We start from the raw sequence: 19053 nt of genomic DNA on the forward strand, positions 1-19053 counted from the left end.
GGAGACGGAAGCTCAGGCTCCGACGTACGCCGCGAGGTGCTCCCCCGTCAGAGTCGACTTCTGGGATACCAAATCTGCCGGATTGCCTTCGAAGACGATCTTCCCGCCGTCGTGTCCGGCCCCCGGACCGATGTCGATGATCCAGTCCGCGTGGGCCATGACCGCCTGGTGATGCTCGATCACGATCACGGTCTTGCCCGAGTCGATGAGTCGATCGAGCAGCCCCAGGATCTTGTCGACGTCGGCCAGGTGGAGGCCGGTCGTGGGCTCGTCGAGAACGTAGATGTCGCCCTTCTCCCCCATCTGGATCGCCAGCTTGATGCGCTGCCGCTCTCCCCCCGACAGCGTCGACAGCGGCTGTCCGAGCGACAGATACCCGAGTCCCACATCGTCGAGACGGCTCAGGATCGCCGTGACGGCCGGGATCTTCGCCTCGCCGTCGGAGAAGAAGACTCGCGCCTCTGACACCGGCAGGTCCAGAACCTCGGTGATGTCCTTGCCTGCCAGCTTGTACTCGAGCACGCTCGCCTGGAACCGCTTTCCGCCGCAGTCCTCGCACGGCGTCTCGATCGTGTCCATGAATCCGAGCTCGGTGATGATGACGCCGGCACCCTTGCAGGTGGGGCACGCTCCTTCGGAGTTCGCGCTGAACAGCGCGGGCTTCACGCCGTTCACCTTCGCGAACGCCTTGCGGATCGGTTCGAGCATCCCCGTGTATGTCGCGGGATTGCTCCGTCGGGATCCCTTGATCGCCCCCTGATCGATCGCGACCACACCCTCGCGTCGCGTCACGGATCCGTGGATGAGAGAGCTCTTGCCCGACCCTGCGACACCGGTCACGACCGTGAGCACCCCGGTCGGGATGTCGACGTCGACGTTCTGCAGGTTGTTCGCGGTCGCACCACGCACCTCGATGGCGCCGTTGCTCGCGCGCACGGCATCCTTCAGCTGCGCACGATCGTCCAGGTGATCGCCGGTGCGCGTGCCGCTCGACTTGAGCCCCTCGACGGTGCCCTCGAAGCAGATCTCCCCGCCGGCGGCACCGGCCCCGGGACCGAGGTCGATCACGTGGTCGCCGATGACGATCGTCTCAGGTTTGTGCTCGACGACGAGGACCGTGTTGCCCTTATCGCGCAGCTTCAGCAGCAGGCTGTTCATGCGCTGGATGTCGTGCGGGTGCAACCCGATCGTCGGCTCATCGAACACGTAGGTGATGTCGGTGAGCGACGAGCCGAGGTGGCGCAGCATCTTGATGCGCTGCGCCTCTCCCCCGGACAGCGATCCCGAGGGCCGCTCGAGGCTGAGGTAACCCAACCCGAGCGTCACGAACGCATCGAGGTTCGCGCTGAGCGCCTCGAGCAGCGGCCCTGCGCCGGGAAGTCTCAGGTCGCGCACCCAGGCAGCGAGGTCGGTCACCTGCATGCGGCAGGCATCCGCGATGCTGATCCCCTCGATCTTCGAGGAGCGCGCGCCCTCGGTCAGCCGCGTGCCGTCGCACTCCGGGCAGACGGCGAAGGTCGCGACCCGCTCCACGAACGCGCGGACGTGCGGCTGCAGAGCGTCGAGGTCCTTCGACAGCATGGACTTCGAGATCTTGGGGATCAGGCCTTCGTAGGTCATGTTGATGCCCGAGATCTTGACCTTCGTGACCTCGCCGTACAGGAAAAGCTGCCGCTGCTTCTCGGAGAACTCGGCGATCGGCTTGTCGCCGGGGTAGAAACCCGACTGCGAGAAGCCCTTCACCATCCAGCCGTCGACGGTGTATCCGGGCACCATGATCGCACCCTCGTCGAGCGACTTCGACTCATCGACGATCTGCGTGAGGTCGAGGTCGGACACCGCTCCCCTGCCCTCGCAGCGCGGGCACATGCCACCGAGATAGATCGCGTCCTTCACGATCTTCTTCTCGCCGCCCGGCCCCGTCATCACGCCGCTGGCGCGCTGCGTCGGGATGTTGAACGAGAACGCCGTCGGCCCGCCGATGTAGGGCGATCCGAGCTTGCTGAAGAGGATGCGGAGCATCGCGTTCGCGTCGGTCACCGTGCCCACCGTCGACCGAGGGTTCGCGCCGAGGCGCTCCTGGTCGACGATGATCGCGGTCGTCAGTCCCTCGAGCACGTCGACGTCGGGGCGCGGAACGGAAGGCATGAAGCCCTGGACGAATGCGCTGTACGTCTCGTCGATCATGCGTCGTGATTCGGCGGCGATCGTGTCGAACACCAGCGAGCTCTTGCCCGATCCGGAGACGCCCGTGAACACCGTGAGCCGGCGCTTCGGAATGTCGACGCTGACGTCTTTCAGATTGTTCTCACGCGCACCCTGCACGCGGATCAGGTCGTGGGTGTCTGCGGGATGCTCGGCGGCGGTCATCGGCGTCCTTCCTTGTCGAGGCTGAAAGGTCAGCCGGCCTGGTTGATACGCAGCAGGTTGCCGGACGGGTCGCGGAACGCGCAGTCTCGCACGCCGTACGGCTGATCCATCGGCTCCTGCACGACGTCGGCGCCGCCCTCGACGAGACGCTCGAACAGTTCGTCGAGATCGTCGCTCGCGAGAGTGAGCGCGCCGTAGCTGCCCTTGGCGATCAGTTCGAGGATGGTCTGGCGCTCGGCATCCGTGATCCCGGGATCTGTCGCCGGCGGATGCAGGACGATCGACGTCTCGGGCTGTCCGGCGGGACCGACGGTGAGCCAGCGGAGACCGTCGTACCCGACGTCGTTGCGCACCTCGAAGCCGAGCGTGTCTCGATAGAAACCGAGGGCGGCGTCGGCGTCGGTGTGCGGGAGGAAGGCGTAGTGGATGCTGATCTTCATGGTGTTCACGCTAGATGCGCATCAGTGCGCGGCGCTTCTCGATTCCTGATCGGTCTGGTGACCTGTTTGGCCTGGAAGGGCGGTATGCCGTCGATGTGGGCGGCGCGTTCACGGTACACCCGGGGTGAGACACCGACGAGTTCGGTGAATCGGGTGCTGAAGGTGCCGAGCGATGAGCAGCCGACCTCGAAGCACACCTCGGTCACGCTCAGGTCGCCGCGTCGCAGGAGGGCCATCGCCCGTTCGATGCGTCGGGTCATCAGATACGAGTACGGCGACTCGCCGTACGCCTCCCGGAACTGGCGGCTCAGGTGACCGGCGGACATGTGCACTCCCCTGGCCAGCGCCTCGACGTCGAGCGGCTGCGCGTACTCACGATCGATGCGGTCTCGCACCTTGCGCATCACGACGAGCTCGCGCAGGCGGGCATCGTCCACGGGGGTCACGAGTCGATCCTTCCACGTCACCGAGCGTCACGGGGTGACGTTCTGAGACGCTCGGGCGAAACGCCTTCCACAGACGATCACGAGAGCGCTACCCTGAGGGTCATCCCCACAGGATTCTCTCAGAAAGGGTCCACATCATGTCCGAAACACTCCCCGCAGCGAAGTCGCTCTTCAAGTCGGTCCGCGTCGCGCTGGCCGTCTCCGGCGTCGTCGCTCTGATCGCCGGTCTGGTGCTGCTCATCTGGCCCGTGAAGTCCGCGGTGATCGTGACCGCGATCTTCGCCACCTACCTCATCGTCGCCGGCCTCATCTACATCGGCCTCGCCATCTTCCACAATGCGAAGGGCGGATGGTCGCGCGTCGGTCACATCGTGCTCGGGCTGGTCTACATCGCCGCCGGTGTGATCGCCTACCTGAACCTCGGCGCCGCCGCGGCGACGCTGGCGTTCGTCGTCGTCATCTTCATCGGTATCAGCTGGATCGTCGACGGCGTGGTCTCCCTCTCGCTGCTCGGCAGCGACGGCTCCCGCGTCTGGACTCTGCTCTACGCCCTGCTCAGCATCATCGCCGGAATCATCGTGCTGTTCTCGCCGATCATCGCGGGTCTGGCGTTCTGGCTGCTGCTGGGCATCTCGCTCGTGGCACTGGGCATCGTGCAGATCGTTCGCGCGATCACGCTCGGGAGGGACGCGAAGACGTTCACCGCCGCGCAGGAGAGCGCTGCCGCCTGACGGCACGCAGAAGACAGCGATCGGCCCCGACCTGCGAGAAGCAGGCCGGGGCCGATCGTCGTTCAGGGGTGGCGTGCTACTCGGCGGCGAAGGCGCTGACGTCGCCGACGAGCCGCGTGTTGTCGGCGGGCACAGGATCGATGGCGGCCTGTGCCACCTCGGCCGCGAACTCCGACACGTTGTAGAGCCTGCCGGCCGACTCGCGACGTTCCGCGATGGCGCCCGGGTTGGCACGCTCGAGCAGTGTCGCCGTGATGGTGCCTTCGATCATGTCGCCGGAGACGACGGTGAATCCGATGCCCTTCTCGGCGAGGCCCGGGATGAGCTCGCGGAGCGCATCCTCACCCGCCCGCTTCGAGAGCGCGACCGGCTCGTACTCGGGCATCGTCGGCGTGGTGCGGATGAAATGCGCCTGGTGGCTGGTGACGAACACGACCCGCGAGCCCTCGCCGAGCAGGGGCGTGGCCGCGTTCAGCACGTTGAGCTGGGCGTCGCGGTTCAGAGCGAGTGCGTAGTCCTCGGCCATTCCCGACTCCATGCCGCCGGACGCGTTCAGCACCAGCACGTCGAGGCGGCCGTACTCGGCCCGGATGGCGTCGAACATCTCCGCGACGGATGCCGGATCCGTGAGGTCCGCGCCCACGACGAGCGCACGGCGGCCGAGATCGCGCAGCTGACCGGCGAGCTTCTCGGCGCGCGGCGCCTTGTTGCGGAAGTTGATGACGACGTCGGCACCGGCTTCGGCCAGGTAGCGCACGGTGTCGGCGCCGATCCCCCGCGATGAGCCGGTGACAAGGGCGACCTTGCCGTCGAGAGATCCTGCGGGAAGAACGTCGGTCACGGTGACTCCTCATGATGCGTGAGATGCCGTGATCGCACGGCTCTCACACACTATCAATCCGGCTCCGCGACTCCCGAGAGCGTCGACGGCGCGTGATAGGTTGACCGCAAAGGAGGCCGCATGAATGACTTCTCCGTCTTCATCGAACTGATCGATAACTGGGCATGGATCGGTTGGCTGGTCCTGATCGCACTCTTCCTCGTCATCGAGATGCTCACGCTCGACTTCACCTTCCTCATGCTCAGCTTCGGAAGCGCCATCGGCCTCGTCACGGACCTCGTCGGCCTCCCGGTCTGGGTGCAGGTGATCATCGCCGCCGCCGCAGCCGCGGTGTTCATCCTCTTCCTGCGGCCGCCACTGCTGAAGCGGCTCCGGCGTGGCGAAGATCCGACGAAGTCGAACGTCGACGCGCTGATCGACCTGCGCGGCATCGCCCTGCACGACGTCACCCAGATCTCCGGCCAGGTCAAGCTCAGCAACGGCGACACCTGGACCGCACGCTCCCTCACATCCGTTCCGATCCCGCAGGGCTCGCCGGTCGCGATCTCCGCGATCAATGGAGCGACTGCGGTCGTCCGACCCATCAACGACTAGCCCCACAAACGACTAGGAGAAATCAGTGAACGACTCCTCGTTCATCCCCACCGCGATCCTCTGGATCCTGGTGGTGGCGATCATCATCTTCGTGGTGGTCACCGTCGCACGCTCTATCCGGATCATCCCCCAGGCGACAGCGGGCGTCGTGGAACGGCTCGGCCGGTACCACAAGACGCTCATGCCGGGCCTGAACCTCCTGGTCCCCTTCATCGACCGGCTCCGTCCGCTCATCGACATGCGCGAGCAGGTCGTCTCGTTCCCGCCGCAGCCCGTGATCACCGAGGACAACCTCGTCGTCTCGATCGACACGGTCGTCTACTTCCAGGTGACCGACGCCCGCGCGGCCACATACGAGATCGCGAACTACCTCGGCGCTGTCGAGCAGCTCACGACCACGACGCTCCGTAACGTCGTCGGTGGTCTGAACCTCGAAGAGGCTCTCACCAGCCGTGACAACATCAACGGCCAGCTCCGCGTCGTCCTCGACGAGGCGACCGGCAAGTGGGGTATTCGCGTCGGCCGCGTCGAGCTGAAGGCGATCGACCCGCCGATCTCCATCCAGGACTCGATGGAGAAGCAGATGCGCGCAGAGCGGGACCGGCGCGCGGCCATCCTCACCGCCGAGGGCACGAAGCAGTCGGCGATCCTCGAAGCAGAAGGTGCGCGTCAGGCCGAGATCCTCCGCGCCGAAGGCGACAAGCAGGCGGCGGTGCTCCGCGCACAGGGTGAGGCCGAGGCGATCCAGAACGTCTTCACCGCGATCCACCAGGGTGCGCCCGACGACAAGCTCCTCGCGTACCAGTACCTGCAGATGCTGCCGAAGATCAGCGAAGGCCAGTCCAACAAGCTGTGGATCATCCCGAGCGAGCTGACCGAGGCGCTCAAGGGCATCGGCAGCGCGTTCACGCCGAAGCCCGGCCAGGGGCCGAGCAACACGCTTCCCGGCGCGTGACTCACCCGTATTTCGCGAAGGCACGGCACCCCCGAGTCCTCGCCCATCGTGGTCTGATCACCGCGGCGGGCGAGGACTCGGGCGTCTGGGAGAACACGGCCGCATCGTTCGCGGCTGCTCATGCCGCCGGTGTCGAGTACATCGAGACCGACTGCCAGGTCACGGCCGACGGCGACGTGGTGCTCTTCCACGACCCGACGCTCGATCGGCTCGTCGGCGATCCGCGGGCGGTGAGGGACGTGCACACGAGAGAGCTGCGCACCATCTTCGCCGACCACGGTGGTCTTCTCACCGTCACCGAGGCGCTCAGATCCTTTCCTCAGATCCGCTTCAACATCGATGTGAAGACAGATGCCGCCTCCGGGCTCCTCGGCCCGATCCTCGTGGACGAGACCCATCGCGTGCTCATCACGAGCTTCTCGGATGCCAACCGCCGAGCCACCGTCGCCGCCGTGCTGCGCGCCGGAGCGGCGCTGCGACCCGCGACGTCGGGTGGCATCCGCACCATTGCGGCATTGCGTGGCCTCTCCGCCCTGCGCCTCTCCCCCGCTCGCGTGCTCAGGGATATCGACGCGCTGCAGATCCCCGAACGCCGCGGCGCCCTCACCGTTCTCACCCCCGCGCTCCTCCGTGCCGCACACCGCGTCGGCGTCGAGGTGCATGTGTGGACCATCAACGATCCCGCCGAAATGCTGCGCCTCGCGCACCTCGGCGTCGATGGCATCGTCTCCGATCGGGCCGACGTCGCTCTGGCGGCTCTCAACCCCCGCTGAGAGCGCTCGACGCGCCCTATAACCTCTGGCGCTGGGATTACGCTGTGAATCCCGCCGAGAATCCGCTCGCGTGGAGCAGGCGCACAGGCTGGAGCGTTATACCTGACATCGACGAGAGGACCACAAAATGGCAGATCGCAGCCTGCGCGGCATCCGACTCGGCGCCCAGAGCCTACAGAGCGAAGAGGGCGTCGTTTTCATGGAGCGCCGCGAAACCCAATACTCCTGTGACACATGCGGACACGTCACGAACCTCATGTTCGCGGCAGACGCCGAGCCGCCCCAGACCTGGGAGTGCCGCTCCTGCGGTGCTGAGGCCCGCCTGAACGTCGACGGCCAGGCTGTCACGCTCGAGGTCACCGACGAGAAGGCCGCTCGCACCCACTGGGACATGCTGATGGAGCGTCGCACCCGCGCCGAGCTCGAAGAGCTGCTCGAGGAGCGCCTCGCCTTCATCCGTGCCCGTCGTGGCGCCGGCGAGGACCCGACCCGCGAGAAGATCGGCGCCTGACCGCCTGATACGAGAAAGCAGCGAGGCTCCGACGAGCCTCGCTGCTTTTCTGCGTCCGGACGGATCGCGCAGGCTATTCGTCCGCCGCGATGTGGATCGCGAGATCGGTGCGACCGGGCAGCAACTCCGGACGGAGGGCACGGGTGCCGCGGTAGTCCCCGTCACGCAGACGACGGAACGGGACGGCCGGCTCGTCATCGATGCTCCGCAGTCTGTCGCTCAGGCGTGTGATCTCGCGTTGCACGGCCTCGGCGCCCAGGGCGTCGGCGTCATGGACCACGTGCAGCTCGAGCACGTCGATGCCCACGTACCAGAGCACGCCGTGCGTGAGCGGGAAGAGCAGCGCCTCGATGTCTCCACTGATGCCCCGCTGCCCGATCGACCCCTCGTCCTCCCCCGCGGTCACGATGATGAGTGCTCGTCGTCCCGTGAGCCCGCCGTCACCGTAGCGACGCGGCACGCCGAGCTCGGGGTCGAGATCGCCGTACGCGAAGCCGGCGCTCAGGACGCGGTCGAACCATCCCTTGAGGATCGCCGGCATGCCGTACCACCACAGCGGGAACTGGATGACCAGCAGCTCGGCGGCGGCGAGCTTCTCCTGCTCCGCGCGGACATCGTCAGCCAGCTGGCCGCTCGCGTAGGCCTCCCCCGCCTGCTCGGCGAGATTCCCGGGGGTCGAGGCGAGATCGCCCAGATCCTGCGCACCCAGCACGGGATCGAACCCCTGCGCGTACAGGTCGGAGGTAGCCACCGTGTAGTGCTCTCCGAGCACGCCCGCGCCTACCTGGTGGAGCCGATGGTTGAACGACTCGTGCCGCGGATGGGCGTACAGCCAGAGGGCCGTGCCGGGCGTGGGCGGATTCGAGATGGTCATGCGTGGTCCTCTCCGTCGTGCTCGGGGGCGTCACCAGCGACCGCCGCCACGACCTTGGACAGAGCTGAGCGTGCCTGCGCAGCGGTGATCGAGCCGTCGAGGGCGCGTCGCGCCAGCGCGTCACCTGCGCCGATGATCGCCAGCAGCCCCGCCGGCTCCATCGGTCCGGACAGCGGCTCGAGGGCGCTCCGGCACATGTCGAGGTAGGCCTCCTCCGCCTCCTGCCGGAGCCGCGTCAGCGTGGCCGATCCGGCAAGGGCGGCGACGACGTCGGCGAGCTCGCGGCCTTCCGCGAGGCAGCAGTCGATGTACGCACCCGCGACCACGCCCGACACGACGCCGAGGTCCTGCGGCGCATTCTGCAGAGCGGTCGCGAGCGTCTCCCGCTGTCGGTGCTCGAACTCGCGGTAGAGCTCGGCGAGCACTCCCGAACGATCGCCGAAGTGATCGTAGACCAGCGGTTTGGTCACGCCGGCGTGCTCCGCCAGGCGCGCGAGCGAGAATTCATCGGTCCCCGCAGCACGGATGAGATCCCTGGCAGCGTCGAGCAGCTGCGTGTGGCGTACGGGTTTCGGCATCCGCTGACGCGGCGGAATGTCGGGCGCGTGACTCATCGAGGTCCTCGTTTCGGTGGTGAGACAAGAAGTTACTACTAGTAACTTACCATGTGTAACTTACCGCGGACCTCAGGACTCGAGAGCTCCCCGTCTCCGTGCTCGCCACCATGCGAGAACAAGCGCCGCCAGGCCGCCCCAGACCAGGAGCTGCTGCAGCCCGGGACCGAGCAGGACGCCCGCTGTCACACCGGTGCGCAACTCGACGTCCTCGAGCATCGCGCCGGCCTCATCCTCGTCCAGGCTCGTCACCGTGACGCCGTCGGGCGCGATGATCTGGCTCCGGCCGACCGTGGAGATGTTCACGACGCTGCGCCCTGTCTCGATCGCCCGCATCCGTGCGAAGGCCAGCTGCTGCAGATTCTCATCGGTGCCGCGGAAGTCCGCGTTGTTGGTCTGGAACACCAGCACCTGCGCGCCCGCGTTGATCCCCTCGGTGATCACGTCGTCGTAGATCACGTCGAAGCAGATCGCGAGGCCGACGGCGACGCCGTCGACATCGACGATGGGCGGGTTCTCGCCCGGGGTGTACTCGCGCTGGATGAGACCGATGAGGTCAGGGGCCAGAGCGTTGTAGAACGCGCGGTCGGGCACGTACTCGCCGAACGGCACCGGATGCCGCTTGTCATGCAGCTGGGTCGCTCCCCCGGCATCCGTCCACAGCATCGAGGTGTTGAAGTAGCGCTCGTTGCGCCCGGTGGCGGCGTTCGCGAGCAGCGGTGCGCCGATGCGCGTGGTGATGAGCGTCATCCGTCGCGCGAGCGTCTCGTTCTGGAACGGATCCGTGTCCAGCGATCCTTCCGGCCAGACGAGCAGATCGACGTCCTCGCCGTACAGCGGAGCGGTCGCCTCGGTCTGCGCGTCGATCACTGAGAACGGCTCGCGCTGATCGAAGTAGCCCGTGGGTCCGTTGCCCTGCACGGCGGCGATGCGCATCGTGCCGGCATCCGTCGTCGGGAAGAGCGGCGTGAAGAAGAGGACGATCACCAGCGCGGCGGGAACGAGCAGCCGCAGCGGCTTCTTCCATGCCCGCAGACGCACGATCTCGATCAGCATCGCCACGAGGAGCACCATGAGGAACCCGAGGCCGCCGACGCCGATCCACGATGTGAGCGGGGCGAGCGGACTCTGCGCCTGACTCATCCCGATGCGGGCCCAGGGGAAGCCACCGTAGGGCCAGGAGCCGACGAACACCTCGCGCCCGACCCAGAGGGCCGCGACGACGATCGGGAGTGCGAGCAGGCGCCCTGCGGTCCCCGGGAACGCACGCGGCATCCAGCGATAGGCCAGTGCCGTCAGGATCAATGCGACCGCCGTGAGTCCGCCCTCGACGACGCTCAGCGCCGCCCACGGAACCGGACCGAGGTAGCGCGCGGTGAACGACACGAGGAACCCGAACAGGACGATGCCGTAGACGAGTCCGACCAGCAGAGCACCACCGGCGCGACGACCGATGAGCGAGACGAGCACGAGGGCGACCGCCGGGAAGGCGAGCACCCAGATCGCGGACTCCGGGTAAGCGAGGTTCATCAGGAACGCCGAGAGCGCAGCCGCGATCACGGCCGCCCAGAGTGGCAGGAGGGGGCGCTGGCGCGCTCGGGATTCGGACATCCCTCTCATTCTCACATCGAAGAGTACGAGACGATTCCACGGCGCACGCCGTCGAGAGCCGTCCGAGCGGTGCGGGCGAGCGCGCCGTCCTCGGCGACGATCGAGAGCTGGTCGAGGAGATCGATCGTCTGCTTCGCCCAGCGCACGAAGTCTCCGGCCGCCATGTCGGCGTCGATCAGGACGCGATCGAGCATGCCTCCCCGTGCCCACGAGTGCATCGCTCCGGCGAGTCCGGCGGCCAGCGGCTCGGATCCCGGGAGGTGGTGGTCCTTCTCGAGATCGTCGAGCTCGGCCCACAAGGTGGTCGTCTTCTCATACGCGGTGCGGAATGCGCCACGCGGGAGACCCCGCTCCCCCGAGTTCGCCTCGTCGCGTCGCGGTTCGTACACGAGGCAGCAGGCCATCGCAGCGAGCGACGGCGCATCGAGTCCGTTCCACAGCCCCTGACGGAGGGACTCCGCGACGAGCAGGTCGCGTTCCCCGTAGATGCGGCGCATCGTGCGTCCGGCTTCGGTCAGCGCGGTCTCCCCCGAGTCCTGGGAGAGGTAGTCCAGTGTCTCGAGCACCTCGACGACGCGGTCGAAGACACGTGCGACCGTGCCGGTGCGCGTCTCGATCTGGCGGCGGATGCGGTCGGTCTGCCGCTTGAGCTTCCAGTAGCGCTCCGCCCAGCGGGCGTGAGCCTCTCGATCGGGGCAGCGATGGCACGGATGCCGCTGCATGCTGGTGCGCAGCGACTGGATGCGCTTCATCCGCTTGTCGCGGGCGGCGCGCGGCGCCGCGGAGTCCTGTCGGTTCTTCTTCTCGAGGTCGCTCAGCTCGCGCCTGATGGCCGCGTACTCGGGGAAGTCCCCGTGCTCGCAGGCCATCGACTTCTCGTAGCCGGCGAGCGACTCCTCGGCTTCCCGCACTTGCCGTGCGAGCCCGACGACCGCACGGTCGGCCTGGAACTGCGCGAACGAAGACTCGAGGATCTGCCGCGCGCGCTGCTTGCCGAACAGATCGATCAGGTTGACCGCCATGTTGTACGTGGGGCGGAAGCTCGAGTTCAACGGATACGTGCGGCGGGACGCGAGCGCGGCGACGGCCTGCGGATCCATGCCCTCGGTCCACTGCACGACCGCATGACCTTCGACGTCGATGCCGCGGCGGCCGGCTCGCCCGGTGAGTTGCGTGTACTCCCCCGAGGTGATGGCCACACGGGCCTCGCCGTTGAACTTCTCCATCTTCTCGAGCACGACGGTGCGGGCAGGCATGTTGATGCCGAGTGCCAGAGTCTCGGTGGCGAACACGACCTTGACCAGCTTGAGGCGGTAGAGCTCTTCCACGACCTCCTTGAAGGCGGGCAGGAGGCCGGCATGGTGGGCGGCGACACCGCGTTCGAGGTTCTCCAGCCAATCCCAGTACCCGAGCACACCGAGGTCTTCGTCCTGCAACGAGCGGGTACGTTCCTCGACGATCGCGCGGATCTCCGCCTTCTCCTCCGGCGACGTCAGCCTGATCCCGGAGCGACGCACCTGCTGCACCGCGGCATCGCAGCCCACGCGGCTGAAGATGAAGAAGATCGCCGGCAGCAGGTTGGCGCGCTCGAGGAGCTTGATCACATCAGGCCGGTCCATGCGCTCGATACGACGGACATTCGACGGGCGCACCGGGCGTTGTCCGCCGCGCGGTGGCCGCTTCGCCTGCCTGCCCGCATGCCGGGCGCTGCTGTACGACTGGGCCCGCCGGTTGTTCTCGTAGTGCGACCCCGTGAAGGAGCGGATCCGCATCAGCTCCTGATTCACCTGCGCGGTGGCGATACCCGCTCGGTCGTCGAAGAGCGGGAGCAGGTCATCCCGGACGAGCACGTGCTGCTCGAGCGGAACGGGGCGGATCTCCGACACGATGACCTCGGTGTCGCCGCGCACGGTGTCGAGCCAGTCGCCGAACTCCTCGGCGTTCGAGACGGTGGCGCTCAGCGACACGAGCCGCACGTGCTGCGGCAGGTGGATGATGACCTCTTCCCACACCGCACCGCGGAACCGGTCGGCGAGGTAGTGAACCTCGTCCATGATCACGTACCGCAGATCGCGGAGCGCCGCGGAGTCGGCGTAGATCATGTTGCGGAGCACCTCGGTGGTCATCACCACGATGCGGGCGTTGCCGTTGATGTTCGTGTCACCGGTGAGGAGGCCGACCTCGTCGGGTCCGTAGACCTCGACGAGCTCGCGGAACTTCTGGTTCGACAGCGCCTTCATCGGCGTCGTGTAGAACGCCTTGTCACTCGGGGTCTGCATCGCGAGGTGGATCGCGAACTCGCCGACGATCGTCTTGCCCGCTCCGGTGGGCGCCGCGACGAGCACGCTGCGCCCGGACTCGAGTGCGTGGCATCCGGCGACCTGGAAGGGGTCGAGCTCGAACTTCTGTCGTGCGGCGAAGGCATTCGTCGCCGGGTGCTCAGCGGCCTCTCGGGCCGCGGCGTATCTCTCGGAGGGCGAACTCATACCGCGTCCGGCAGAAGCCCGGCTGCGGCATCACGTTTGCGTTTGCGTCGATCGAACAGCATCGAGAGACCGGCCGCCGCGAAGAACAGCACGATCAGGATGCCGGCGAGCATCAGCATGCTGATGACATCGGCGGCGGGCGTCGCGAGGGCGGCGAAGACCGTCGCGATGAGGATCGCGATACGCCATCCCTTCAGGATCGCGCGCCCGGACATAATGCCGGCGACGTTCAGCGCGACGAGGAAGACGGGGAGCACGAAGGAGATGCCGATGACGATCATCAGCTTGAAGATGAAGTCGTAGTACTCCTGCGCCTGGTAGAAGTTCGTGCCGCCCTCGGGTGTGAAGCCCCACATCAGTTCGATGACGTGCGGCATGACGAGGATGCCGAGGTAGCAGCCGGCGAAGAAGAGCGGCACCGCGGCGGCGACGAAGGAGATCGTGTAGCGGATCTCCTTGCGCGTCAGGCCGGGCATGATGAAGGCCCAGATCTGCCAGAGCCAGACGGGCGCCGAGAGGAACAACCCGATCGAGAAGGCGATCCGCATCCTCATGTCGAAGGCGGCCGTCACGGTGCCGAAGTTCAGTGCGCTGAAGCTGTCGCCGCGCTTCTCGATGATGACCCGGATGGGCTCGGTGATCAGGTGGATCACCGGATCGGCGATGAGGAAGGCGATGACCATGCCGACGACCAGCGCGAGCGCTGCCCACATCAGCCGCTTCCGCAGTTCGACCAGATGCGCGCCGAGCGACATCCGCCTATCCCGATCCGCCTTCGGCTTCACGGGCGGTTCGATGGTTGCCACGGTCGATCAGGTACGAGGCGGAGTCTCAGGGTTGACGCCGGAGTCCTTGGCGACGGAGTCCTTCACCGTGGTGGGCTCTGCGACGACAGCCTCGGTGCGCGGCTCGTCCTCATCCTTCATGGCCTTCATCTCGCCCTTGAAGACGCGAGCCGACTGACCCACGCTCTTCGCGAGCGCCGGCAGCTTCGCAGCGCCGAACAGAAGAAGGATGACGGCGAGCACGATGAGCAGGTGCCAGCCTTGCAGTCCAGCCATAATGAATTCCCGTCTTCGGTAAGCGTGCGACCCAGTCTACAGATCAATCCCGAGGATCGGGGTGGTGATAGAGCGCGAGTCCGGATGCCGCCCATTCACGGGTCGACGACCGTGCGACGCCGGGTTCGAGGACTTCCATAGCTCCGCCGAAGCGCGCGGCGAGCCGCTTGATGCCCCGCGGGTCGGCCAGATGGAAGTGCGCTGTCGTCGAACCGTCGACGGCTTCGAGCGTGGTCGCCGGCAGGAAGCCTGTCAGCAGCGGCACGTATCGCTCGGAGACTCGTACGGTGACCTCGCGCTCGTCGTCGAGGCCGGCGAACGGCTCCGGCACCTGATCCCCGCCGTGCGTGATCGGGATGTCGGTCAGCTTCGGCTCGCTCACCCGGTCGAGGTGGAACGTGCGCATCGCCTGCCGCAGGTGGCACCATCCCTGGAGGTACCACTGCGCGTTCGTGATGAGGATCTGCACCGGGTCGACGGTGCGCGTCGTCGGCGCGGCATCCGGAGCCTGATACGTGAACGAGATCGCGACCCCGTCCTGCAGACCGCGCGCCACGGCCTCCCGCACCTCGTCGACCGCGCCGGGCGCGACGACGACGTCGGCGGGGGCATCGGCCGCACCGCGGGACAGCTTGGAGATCAGCCCTGCGACGAGGCCCGAGTCCGACACGGCGGGGACAGCGGCGACCATCTGGAGACCGGCGAGCAGCGCGGCTGCCTCGCGGGCGGTGAAACGGGGAACGCGGCGCAGGGCGACGTCGTTCGTGATCTCGATGACGTCCTCGAGATCGAGCAGATCCCAGTTGATGTCGAACATCTCCTGCGGCTGCTGCCAGTATCCGGACTCGCCGGGGAGCCCGATCACGGTCAGCTTCTCGACCATGCCGCGCATCTCCTGCGGCGTCACGCCGAACTCCGCCGATGCCTCGGCGAGCGAGACCTGACCGTGCTCGAGCAGATACGGCACGAGGGTGAGATACAGCCGCACGCGTTCGGCGGCGAGCAGGGGCTTGGCCTGGGCGCTCATCGTGCCTCCTCCCGCTCGGCGTGGGCGTCCACGACGGCCTGCAGTCGGGCGATGACGGCGTCGCGGAGCTCGGCAGGCTCCACGACGCGCACCTCCGGACCGTAGGACGCGAGCTCGTCGGCGAGGATGTGCAGGTCGACGAAAGGCACGGTGATGCCCTGGGCCGCCGGTGTGGCGCGGCGGCCGAGACGCAGTGCCGCCTCCGTGCCGGGCGTGACCTCCAGCAGTGCCGAGTTCTCCGCTGCGACACGCTCGAGACCTGCGAGTGCACGCTCCCCCGCGCCGTCTCGCAGCGACGGATCGAACGTCGTCGTCGTGAGCTTCACATCGCCGACGATGCGGCTGAGCAGGAACATCCGGTCCTCGTCGATGTCGACGTCGACCCCGAACACGTGCCACCTCGCCTCGTAGTCGACGAGAGCGAGCGGACGGATGCTGCGCCGTCGCGGCACGGCCTCGCCCGGCTTCAGGTACTCGAAGACGACGACCCTGCTCTTCTCGATCGCATCCTGCAGCGGAGCGAAAGCCGCGTCCCTCGCCGTGATGCGCGGGGCGAAGCCGATGATCGGCTCGTCGCCGTCGATGCCCAGGGCGCGGATCTTCCGGACACCGGACTGCGCGTCGCCGGACGCGGATTCCGCGCTCCAGACGCTTCCGGCGAGACGCAGCACCGCGAGTTCGGCCGGGGTGAACTCGATGTCCGCCGGCAGGTCGTATTCCGCCTGCGGAATGCGATAGCGCGCCTCGCGGAGGTCGTTGGGGTCGGCCGCGTCGCCGATCGTCTCGATCGGGACGCCGAGGGACCGCAGCTCCTCCTTGTCGCGCTCGAACATCTTCTCCAGCGCATCCGAGCGGGTGCCGGCATCCGCTCGCTGACGATAGCCCGAGACGTTGTCGAGGATCTGCTGCTTGGTGAGCCCGATCTCCGTGGCCATCAGCGCCACGACGAGATTCGTCAGGCGCTCCTCCGCGGGAATCCGGGCGGCCATCACTGCGTGGGCGCCGTCACTGCGCCCAGGATGTCGACGACGTACGCCGTGGCGGGAACGTCACCGGTCGCGGGGGTGACAACCAGCACCTGCGAGCCCACGGGCTTGCCGACGAGCGTCTCCGCCACGGCAGGAGCGGTCTGTGCGAAATCGAGCGACACGGACTTGCCCCAGGTGGTGTCGACCAAGTCCTTGGTGTCCCAGTTGACGGCCGTGTAGTTCACGAGCGGGATCTGGTCGGCGCCGAGCTTCTCGCCCTCACCCTTGATCAGCGTCTGGACGACCTGCGACTTCGGTGCCGCAGAATCCGGGATGATCACGCCAGGGGTTCCATCGGGCGCTCGCACGACCGTCGGCATGCCGCTCGCGTCGTTGAACTGCAGTTCTCCCTCAGCACGAGGGAGGTAGACGTCGAGGGCATCGGCGACGAAGACCATCGTGTCTTTCGGGCCCAGACCGAAGCCGGACAGCGCCTCGGCCCCGGCGTCCTCGGGCGATACCGCCACGACGACGCGGGAGCCCTCGGTGACGCATTTCATCGCGGATGCCAGCGCGGGAAAACGCTCGGCCTGGTTGTCGAGGTTCGTCAGGGCGCCCTTGTCGGGGTCATAGGCCGTCGACGCGACCTCCTCGCCCGTCTGCCCGTTGAACAGCGTGAGCTCGAGCACGACGAGCTGCTGTCCGTTCTCGACCGGACGACCGTCGCCCTCGATCACCGTGCTGGACGCCGACTTCGTGATCTTCACGGGAGCGAAGATGCTCACGTCGGGCTTGCTGCCCAGGTCGCCGTCGACGGTAACCGCGTCTGCGACGCCGGTGGAATCAGCCGGGCGTTCGCAGGCGGCGCCGTCGGACGAACCCGCGACGGAGCAGCCCGTCAGGGCGAGGACGGCGAGGCTGAGGGAGGCCAGAACGGCGGACGTTTTACGCACGCGCTCCAGTCTATTCCGTCGAGTGCTCCGATTCGCGCGAAGCGGCGGCCGCGCGCGCCCCCTCGGCGGCCTTGCCCGCCTCCCTGGCGCGCTTGCGGAGGTTCTTGTCGTTGATCTCGCGGTCGCCGACGGCACCCGGAGTCCACTGCTCGACGTCGTCATCGCCGTAGCTGCTCTTCGAGGCCCGGCGCTTCACCGACGGTGCCACCGCACCGGGAGCGAGCCGCCGCGCGGTCAGCAGGAACCCGGTGTGCGCGACCATCCGGTGATCGGGACGCACGGCGAGACCCTCGACGTGCCAGCCGCGCACCATGGTCTCCGACGCGTCGGGGTCGGTGAAGAGCCCGGTTCCGCGGATGTACTCCGCCACGCGCGAGAGCTGGGTCGCGGTCGCCACGTAGCAGAGCACCACGCCGCCCGGCGTGAGCGCCTCGGCGACCGCATCGATGCACTCCCAGGGCGCGAGCATGTCGAGCACGACGCGGTCCACAGAGCCCGCTGCCGCCTCCGCGGGGAGGGATTCGACGAGATCGCCGACCACGACGCGCCAGGTGTCGGGATGTCCTCCGAAGAAGGTCTCCACGTTCCCTCGTGCCACGTCCGCGAAGTCTTCGCGCCGCTCGAAGGAGATCAGCTGCCCGGCGTGCCCGACGGCCCGCAGCAGCGCCAGCGAGAGCGCGCCGGAGCCGACGCCCGCCTCGACCACCGTGGCGCCGGGGAAGATGTCGGCCTGCATGACGATCTGCGCCGCATCCTTCGGGTACACGATCGCCGCACCGCGCGGCATCGACATGGCGAAGTCCCGCAGCAGCGGGCGCAGCGCCAGGTACTCGTGCCCGGAGCTGTTGGCGACCACCGAGCCGTCGGGAAGACCGATCAGATCGCGATGGCGGAGGACGCCCTGGTGCGTGTGGAGCTCGCCGTCCTCGCGGAGCGTCACGGTGCTCAGACGGCCTTTGGGTCCCGTCAACTGCACGCGATCGCCGACGCGGAACGGTCCGCTCGGGCGCGGGGCACCGGCGACCGTCATCGGATCGCCTCCGTCACGGCGTCCTCGGTGTCGAACAGGTCCGCCAGATCGGAGACTCCACGCCCGGCGAGCGTCGGCCACAGCTCATGCGCACCGAGTCCCTCCAGAGAGACGATGTGCGGCACGCCGATGGTCAGTGCACCCGATGCGAGACCGGCCCGCACGCCGGTGGGCGAATCCTCGATCACCACGACGTCGGCGATGTCGACGTCGAGAAGGGCCGCCGCCTGCAGATAAGGCTCCGGGTGGGGTTTCGGGTTGTCGACGTCATCGCCCGCGACGACGATGTCGAACGCCTCGAAATCGATGAGATCCACGACGTTCAGCGCCATCCGGCGCAGCGACATGGTGACGAGACCGGTGGGGATCTCCGCCTCTCGAAGCGCCGCGAGAAGCTCCCTCGCACCGGGACGGAACGGCACGCCCTGGGTGCGCAGCGCCTCCTGCACGACATCGGTCAGATGCGACACGATCGCCTCCGGCTCCATGGCGACGCCGGCGTTCTGCAGGATGATCGCGCTGTCGATCAGACCGCTCCCGACCAGCTGCAGCGCATCCTCATGAGTCCAGGTGCCGCCGAAGGATTCGACCAGCGACGTCTCGGCCGCCATCCAATACGGCTCGGTGTCGACGAGTGTTCCATCCATGTCCCAGAGGACTGCGCGGGGCTTTCTGCTCACTGAACCCATGCTAGCCGGGGTGCCGCCCACATCCCTCCGCCGCGGACTAGCCTGGAGGGACACGTCCTCGATCTCGAAGGGAGCCCAT

General features: G+C 67.4%; 20 protein-coding genes. 5 read left to right on the top strand and 15 right to left on the bottom strand.

Going from position 1 to position 19053, the window contains the following annotated elements; translation table 11 throughout:
• Positions 1-12: 12 nt before the first annotated feature.
• Genes LC452_RS10385 through LC452_RS10395 form a run of 3 tightly spaced genes read right to left on the bottom strand, consistent with a single transcriptional unit; the run spans position 13 to position 3214 of the window.
• On the bottom strand, positions 13-2370 hold the full coding sequence (locus LC452_RS10385; protein WP_223624903.1) for an excinuclease ABC subunit UvrA: 2358 nt from the start codon (positions 2368-2370) through the stop codon (positions 13-15).
• Between the two features lie 29 nt (positions 2371-2399).
• Positions 2400-2810, bottom strand: coding sequence for a VOC family protein (locus tag LC452_RS10390; protein ID WP_223624905.1), 411 nt, complete (start codon positions 2808-2810; stop codon positions 2400-2402).
• A 5-nt stretch (positions 2811-2815) separates the two neighbouring features.
• Entirely contained in the window at positions 2816-3214 is a 399-nt protein-coding gene (locus LC452_RS10395; RefSeq protein ID WP_223627619.1) for a helix-turn-helix transcriptional regulator, read from the bottom strand.
• 179 nt (positions 3215-3393) lie between these two features.
• Between LC452_RS10395 and LC452_RS10400 the strand changes: the two genes are divergently transcribed.
• Positions 3394-3987 (top strand): HdeD family acid-resistance protein, encoded by a 594-nt coding sequence (locus LC452_RS10400; protein WP_223624907.1) that lies wholly within the window; start codon positions 3394-3396, stop codon positions 3985-3987.
• Between the two features lie 76 nt (positions 3988-4063).
• Here the strand turns inward: LC452_RS10400 and LC452_RS10405 are convergent, their stop codons facing one another.
• On the bottom strand, positions 4064-4828 hold the full coding sequence (locus LC452_RS10405; protein ID WP_223624910.1) for an SDR family oxidoreductase: 765 nt from the start codon (positions 4826-4828) through the stop codon (positions 4064-4066).
• A gap of 120 nt (positions 4829-4948) precedes the next feature.
• Between LC452_RS10405 and LC452_RS10410 the strand changes: the two genes are divergently transcribed.
• The 4 genes from LC452_RS10410 (at position 4949) to LC452_RS10425 (ending at position 7661) form a co-directional block, all read left to right on the top strand.
• Positions 4949-5422, top strand: coding sequence for an NfeD family protein (locus LC452_RS10410; protein WP_223624912.1), 474 nt, complete (start codon positions 4949-4951; stop codon positions 5420-5422).
• A 25-nt stretch (positions 5423-5447) separates the two neighbouring features.
• A complete protein-coding gene (locus LC452_RS10415; RefSeq protein ID WP_136055813.1) occupies positions 5448-6377 on the top strand; it encodes an SPFH domain-containing protein in 930 nt (309 codons plus the stop codon).
• Positions 6374-7150 (top strand): glycerophosphodiester phosphodiesterase family protein, encoded by a 777-nt coding sequence (locus tag LC452_RS10420; protein ID WP_223624914.1) that lies wholly within the window; start codon positions 6374-6376, stop codon positions 7148-7150. Before LC452_RS10415 ends, LC452_RS10420 begins: the two co-directional genes overlap by 4 nt.
• A 127-nt stretch (positions 7151-7277) precedes the next feature.
• Positions 7278-7661, top strand: coding sequence for an RNA polymerase-binding protein RbpA (locus tag LC452_RS10425; protein ID WP_223624915.1), 384 nt, complete (start codon positions 7278-7280; stop codon positions 7659-7661).
• Between the two features lie 73 nt (positions 7662-7734).
• Here LC452_RS10425 and LC452_RS10430 read toward each other — a convergent pair whose 3' ends face one another.
• From LC452_RS10430 to LC452_RS10480, 11 genes are all read right to left on the bottom strand, one after another.
• Positions 7735-8535, bottom strand: coding sequence for an NAD(P)H-dependent oxidoreductase (locus LC452_RS10430; RefSeq protein ID WP_223624916.1), 801 nt, complete (start codon positions 8533-8535; stop codon positions 7735-7737).
• Complete coding sequence (locus LC452_RS10435) at positions 8532-9149, bottom strand: TetR/AcrR family transcriptional regulator (protein WP_223624918.1); 618 nt, start codon at positions 9147-9149, stop codon at positions 8532-8534. Before LC452_RS10435 ends, LC452_RS10430 begins: the two co-directional genes overlap by 4 nt.
• A gap of 72 nt (positions 9150-9221) precedes the next feature.
• On the bottom strand, positions 9222-10760 hold the full coding sequence (gene lnt, locus LC452_RS10440) for an apolipoprotein N-acyltransferase (RefSeq protein ID WP_223624920.1): 1539 nt from the start codon (positions 10758-10760) through the stop codon (positions 9222-9224).
• Positions 10761-10771: 11 nt separating this feature from the next.
• On the bottom strand, positions 10772-13246 hold the full coding sequence (locus LC452_RS10445) for an RNA helicase (RefSeq protein ID WP_223624922.1): 2475 nt from the start codon (positions 13244-13246) through the stop codon (positions 10772-10774).
• On the bottom strand, positions 13243-14001 hold the full coding sequence (gene tatC, locus LC452_RS10450) for a twin-arginine translocase subunit TatC (protein WP_223627621.1): 759 nt from the start codon (positions 13999-14001) through the stop codon (positions 13243-13245). The genes LC452_RS10445 and tatC overlap by 4 nt, the downstream gene beginning before the upstream one ends.
• A gap of 57 nt (positions 14002-14058) precedes the next feature.
• Positions 14059-14310, bottom strand: coding sequence for a Sec-independent protein translocase subunit TatA (gene tatA, locus LC452_RS10455; RefSeq protein ID WP_223627623.1), 252 nt, complete (start codon positions 14308-14310; stop codon positions 14059-14061).
• A gap of 40 nt (positions 14311-14350) precedes the next feature.
• Complete coding sequence (locus tag LC452_RS10460) at positions 14351-15334, bottom strand: YafY family protein (protein WP_223624924.1); 984 nt, start codon at positions 15332-15334, stop codon at positions 14351-14353.
• Entirely contained in the window at positions 15331-16323 is a 993-nt protein-coding gene (locus LC452_RS10465) for a YafY family protein (RefSeq protein WP_223624926.1), read from the bottom strand. The genes LC452_RS10460 and LC452_RS10465 overlap by 4 nt, the downstream gene beginning before the upstream one ends.
• Positions 16323-17255: an FKBP-type peptidyl-prolyl cis-trans isomerase gene (locus LC452_RS10470; protein ID WP_223624929.1), complete on the bottom strand. Its 933-nt coding sequence runs from the start codon at positions 17253-17255 to the stop codon at positions 16323-16325. The genes LC452_RS10465 and LC452_RS10470 overlap by 1 nt, the downstream gene beginning before the upstream one ends.
• Before the next feature lie 10 nt (positions 17256-17265).
• Entirely contained in the window at positions 17266-18285 is a 1020-nt protein-coding gene (locus LC452_RS10475; protein WP_223624931.1) for a tRNA (adenine-N1)-methyltransferase, read from the bottom strand.
• The gene (locus LC452_RS10480; protein ID WP_374197769.1) at positions 18282-18974 is read right to left on the bottom strand and encodes an HAD family hydrolase; all 693 of its coding nucleotides are present in this window, start codon (positions 18972-18974) and stop codon (positions 18282-18284) included. Before LC452_RS10480 ends, LC452_RS10475 begins: the two co-directional genes overlap by 4 nt.
• Positions 18975-19053 lie beyond the last annotated feature (79 nt).

The organism is Microbacterium sp. EST19A, assembly GCF_019969685.1.
In the GTDB taxonomy this organism is placed as follows: domain Bacteria; phylum Actinomycetota; class Actinomycetes; order Actinomycetales; family Microbacteriaceae; genus Microbacterium.

What these genes read in the sequence shown, in the direction of transcription:
- LC452_RS10385 (WP_223624903.1), bottom strand. Translation starts at nt 2,370, where the DNA reads ATGACCGCCGCCGAGCATCCCGCAGACACCCACGACCTGATCCGCGTG.
- LC452_RS10390 (WP_223624905.1), bottom strand. Translation starts at nt 2,810, where the DNA reads ATGAAGATCAGCATCCACTACGCCTTCCTCCCGCACACCGACGCCGAC.
- LC452_RS10395 (WP_223627619.1), bottom strand. Translation starts at nt 3,214, where the DNA reads ATGCGCAAGGTGCGAGACCGCATCGATCGTGAGTACGCGCAGCCGCTC.
- LC452_RS10400 (WP_223624907.1), top strand. Translation starts at nt 3,394, where the DNA reads ATGTCCGAAACACTCCCCGCAGCGAAGTCGCTCTTCAAGTCGGTCCGC.
- LC452_RS10410 (WP_223624912.1), top strand. Translation starts at nt 4,949, where the DNA reads ATGAATGACTTCTCCGTCTTCATCGAACTGATCGATAACTGGGCATGG.
- LC452_RS10425 (WP_223624915.1), top strand. Translation starts at nt 7,278, where the DNA reads ATGGCAGATCGCAGCCTGCGCGGCATCCGACTCGGCGCCCAGAGCCTA.
- LC452_RS10430 (WP_223624916.1), bottom strand. Translation starts at nt 8,535, where the DNA reads ATGACCATCTCGAATCCGCCCACGCCCGGCACGGCCCTCTGGCTGTAC.
- LC452_RS10435 (WP_223624918.1), bottom strand. Translation starts at nt 9,149, where the DNA reads ATGAGTCACGCGCCCGACATTCCGCCGCGTCAGCGGATGCCGAAACCC.
- lnt (WP_223624920.1), bottom strand. Translation starts at nt 10,760, where the DNA reads ATGTCCGAATCCCGAGCGCGCCAGCGCCCCCTCCTGCCACTCTGGGCG.
- LC452_RS10445 (WP_223624922.1), bottom strand. Translation starts at nt 13,246, where the DNA reads ATGAGTTCGCCCTCCGAGAGATACGCCGCGGCCCGAGAGGCCGCTGAG.
- tatC (WP_223627621.1), bottom strand. Translation starts at nt 14,001, where the DNA reads ATGTCGCTCGGCGCGCATCTGGTCGAACTGCGGAAGCGGCTGATGTGG.
- LC452_RS10460 (WP_223624924.1), bottom strand. Translation starts at nt 15,334, where the DNA reads ATGAGCGCCCAGGCCAAGCCCCTGCTCGCCGCCGAACGCGTGCGGCTG.
- LC452_RS10465 (WP_223624926.1), bottom strand. Translation starts at nt 16,323, where the DNA reads ATGGCCGCCCGGATTCCCGCGGAGGAGCGCCTGACGAATCTCGTCGTG.
- LC452_RS10475 (WP_223624931.1), bottom strand. Translation starts at nt 18,285, where the DNA reads ATGACGGTCGCCGGTGCCCCGCGCCCGAGCGGACCGTTCCGCGTCGGC.
- LC452_RS10480 (WP_374197769.1), bottom strand. Translation starts at nt 18,974, where the DNA reads ATGGGTTCAGTGAGCAGAAAGCCCCGCGCAGTCCTCTGGGACATGGAT.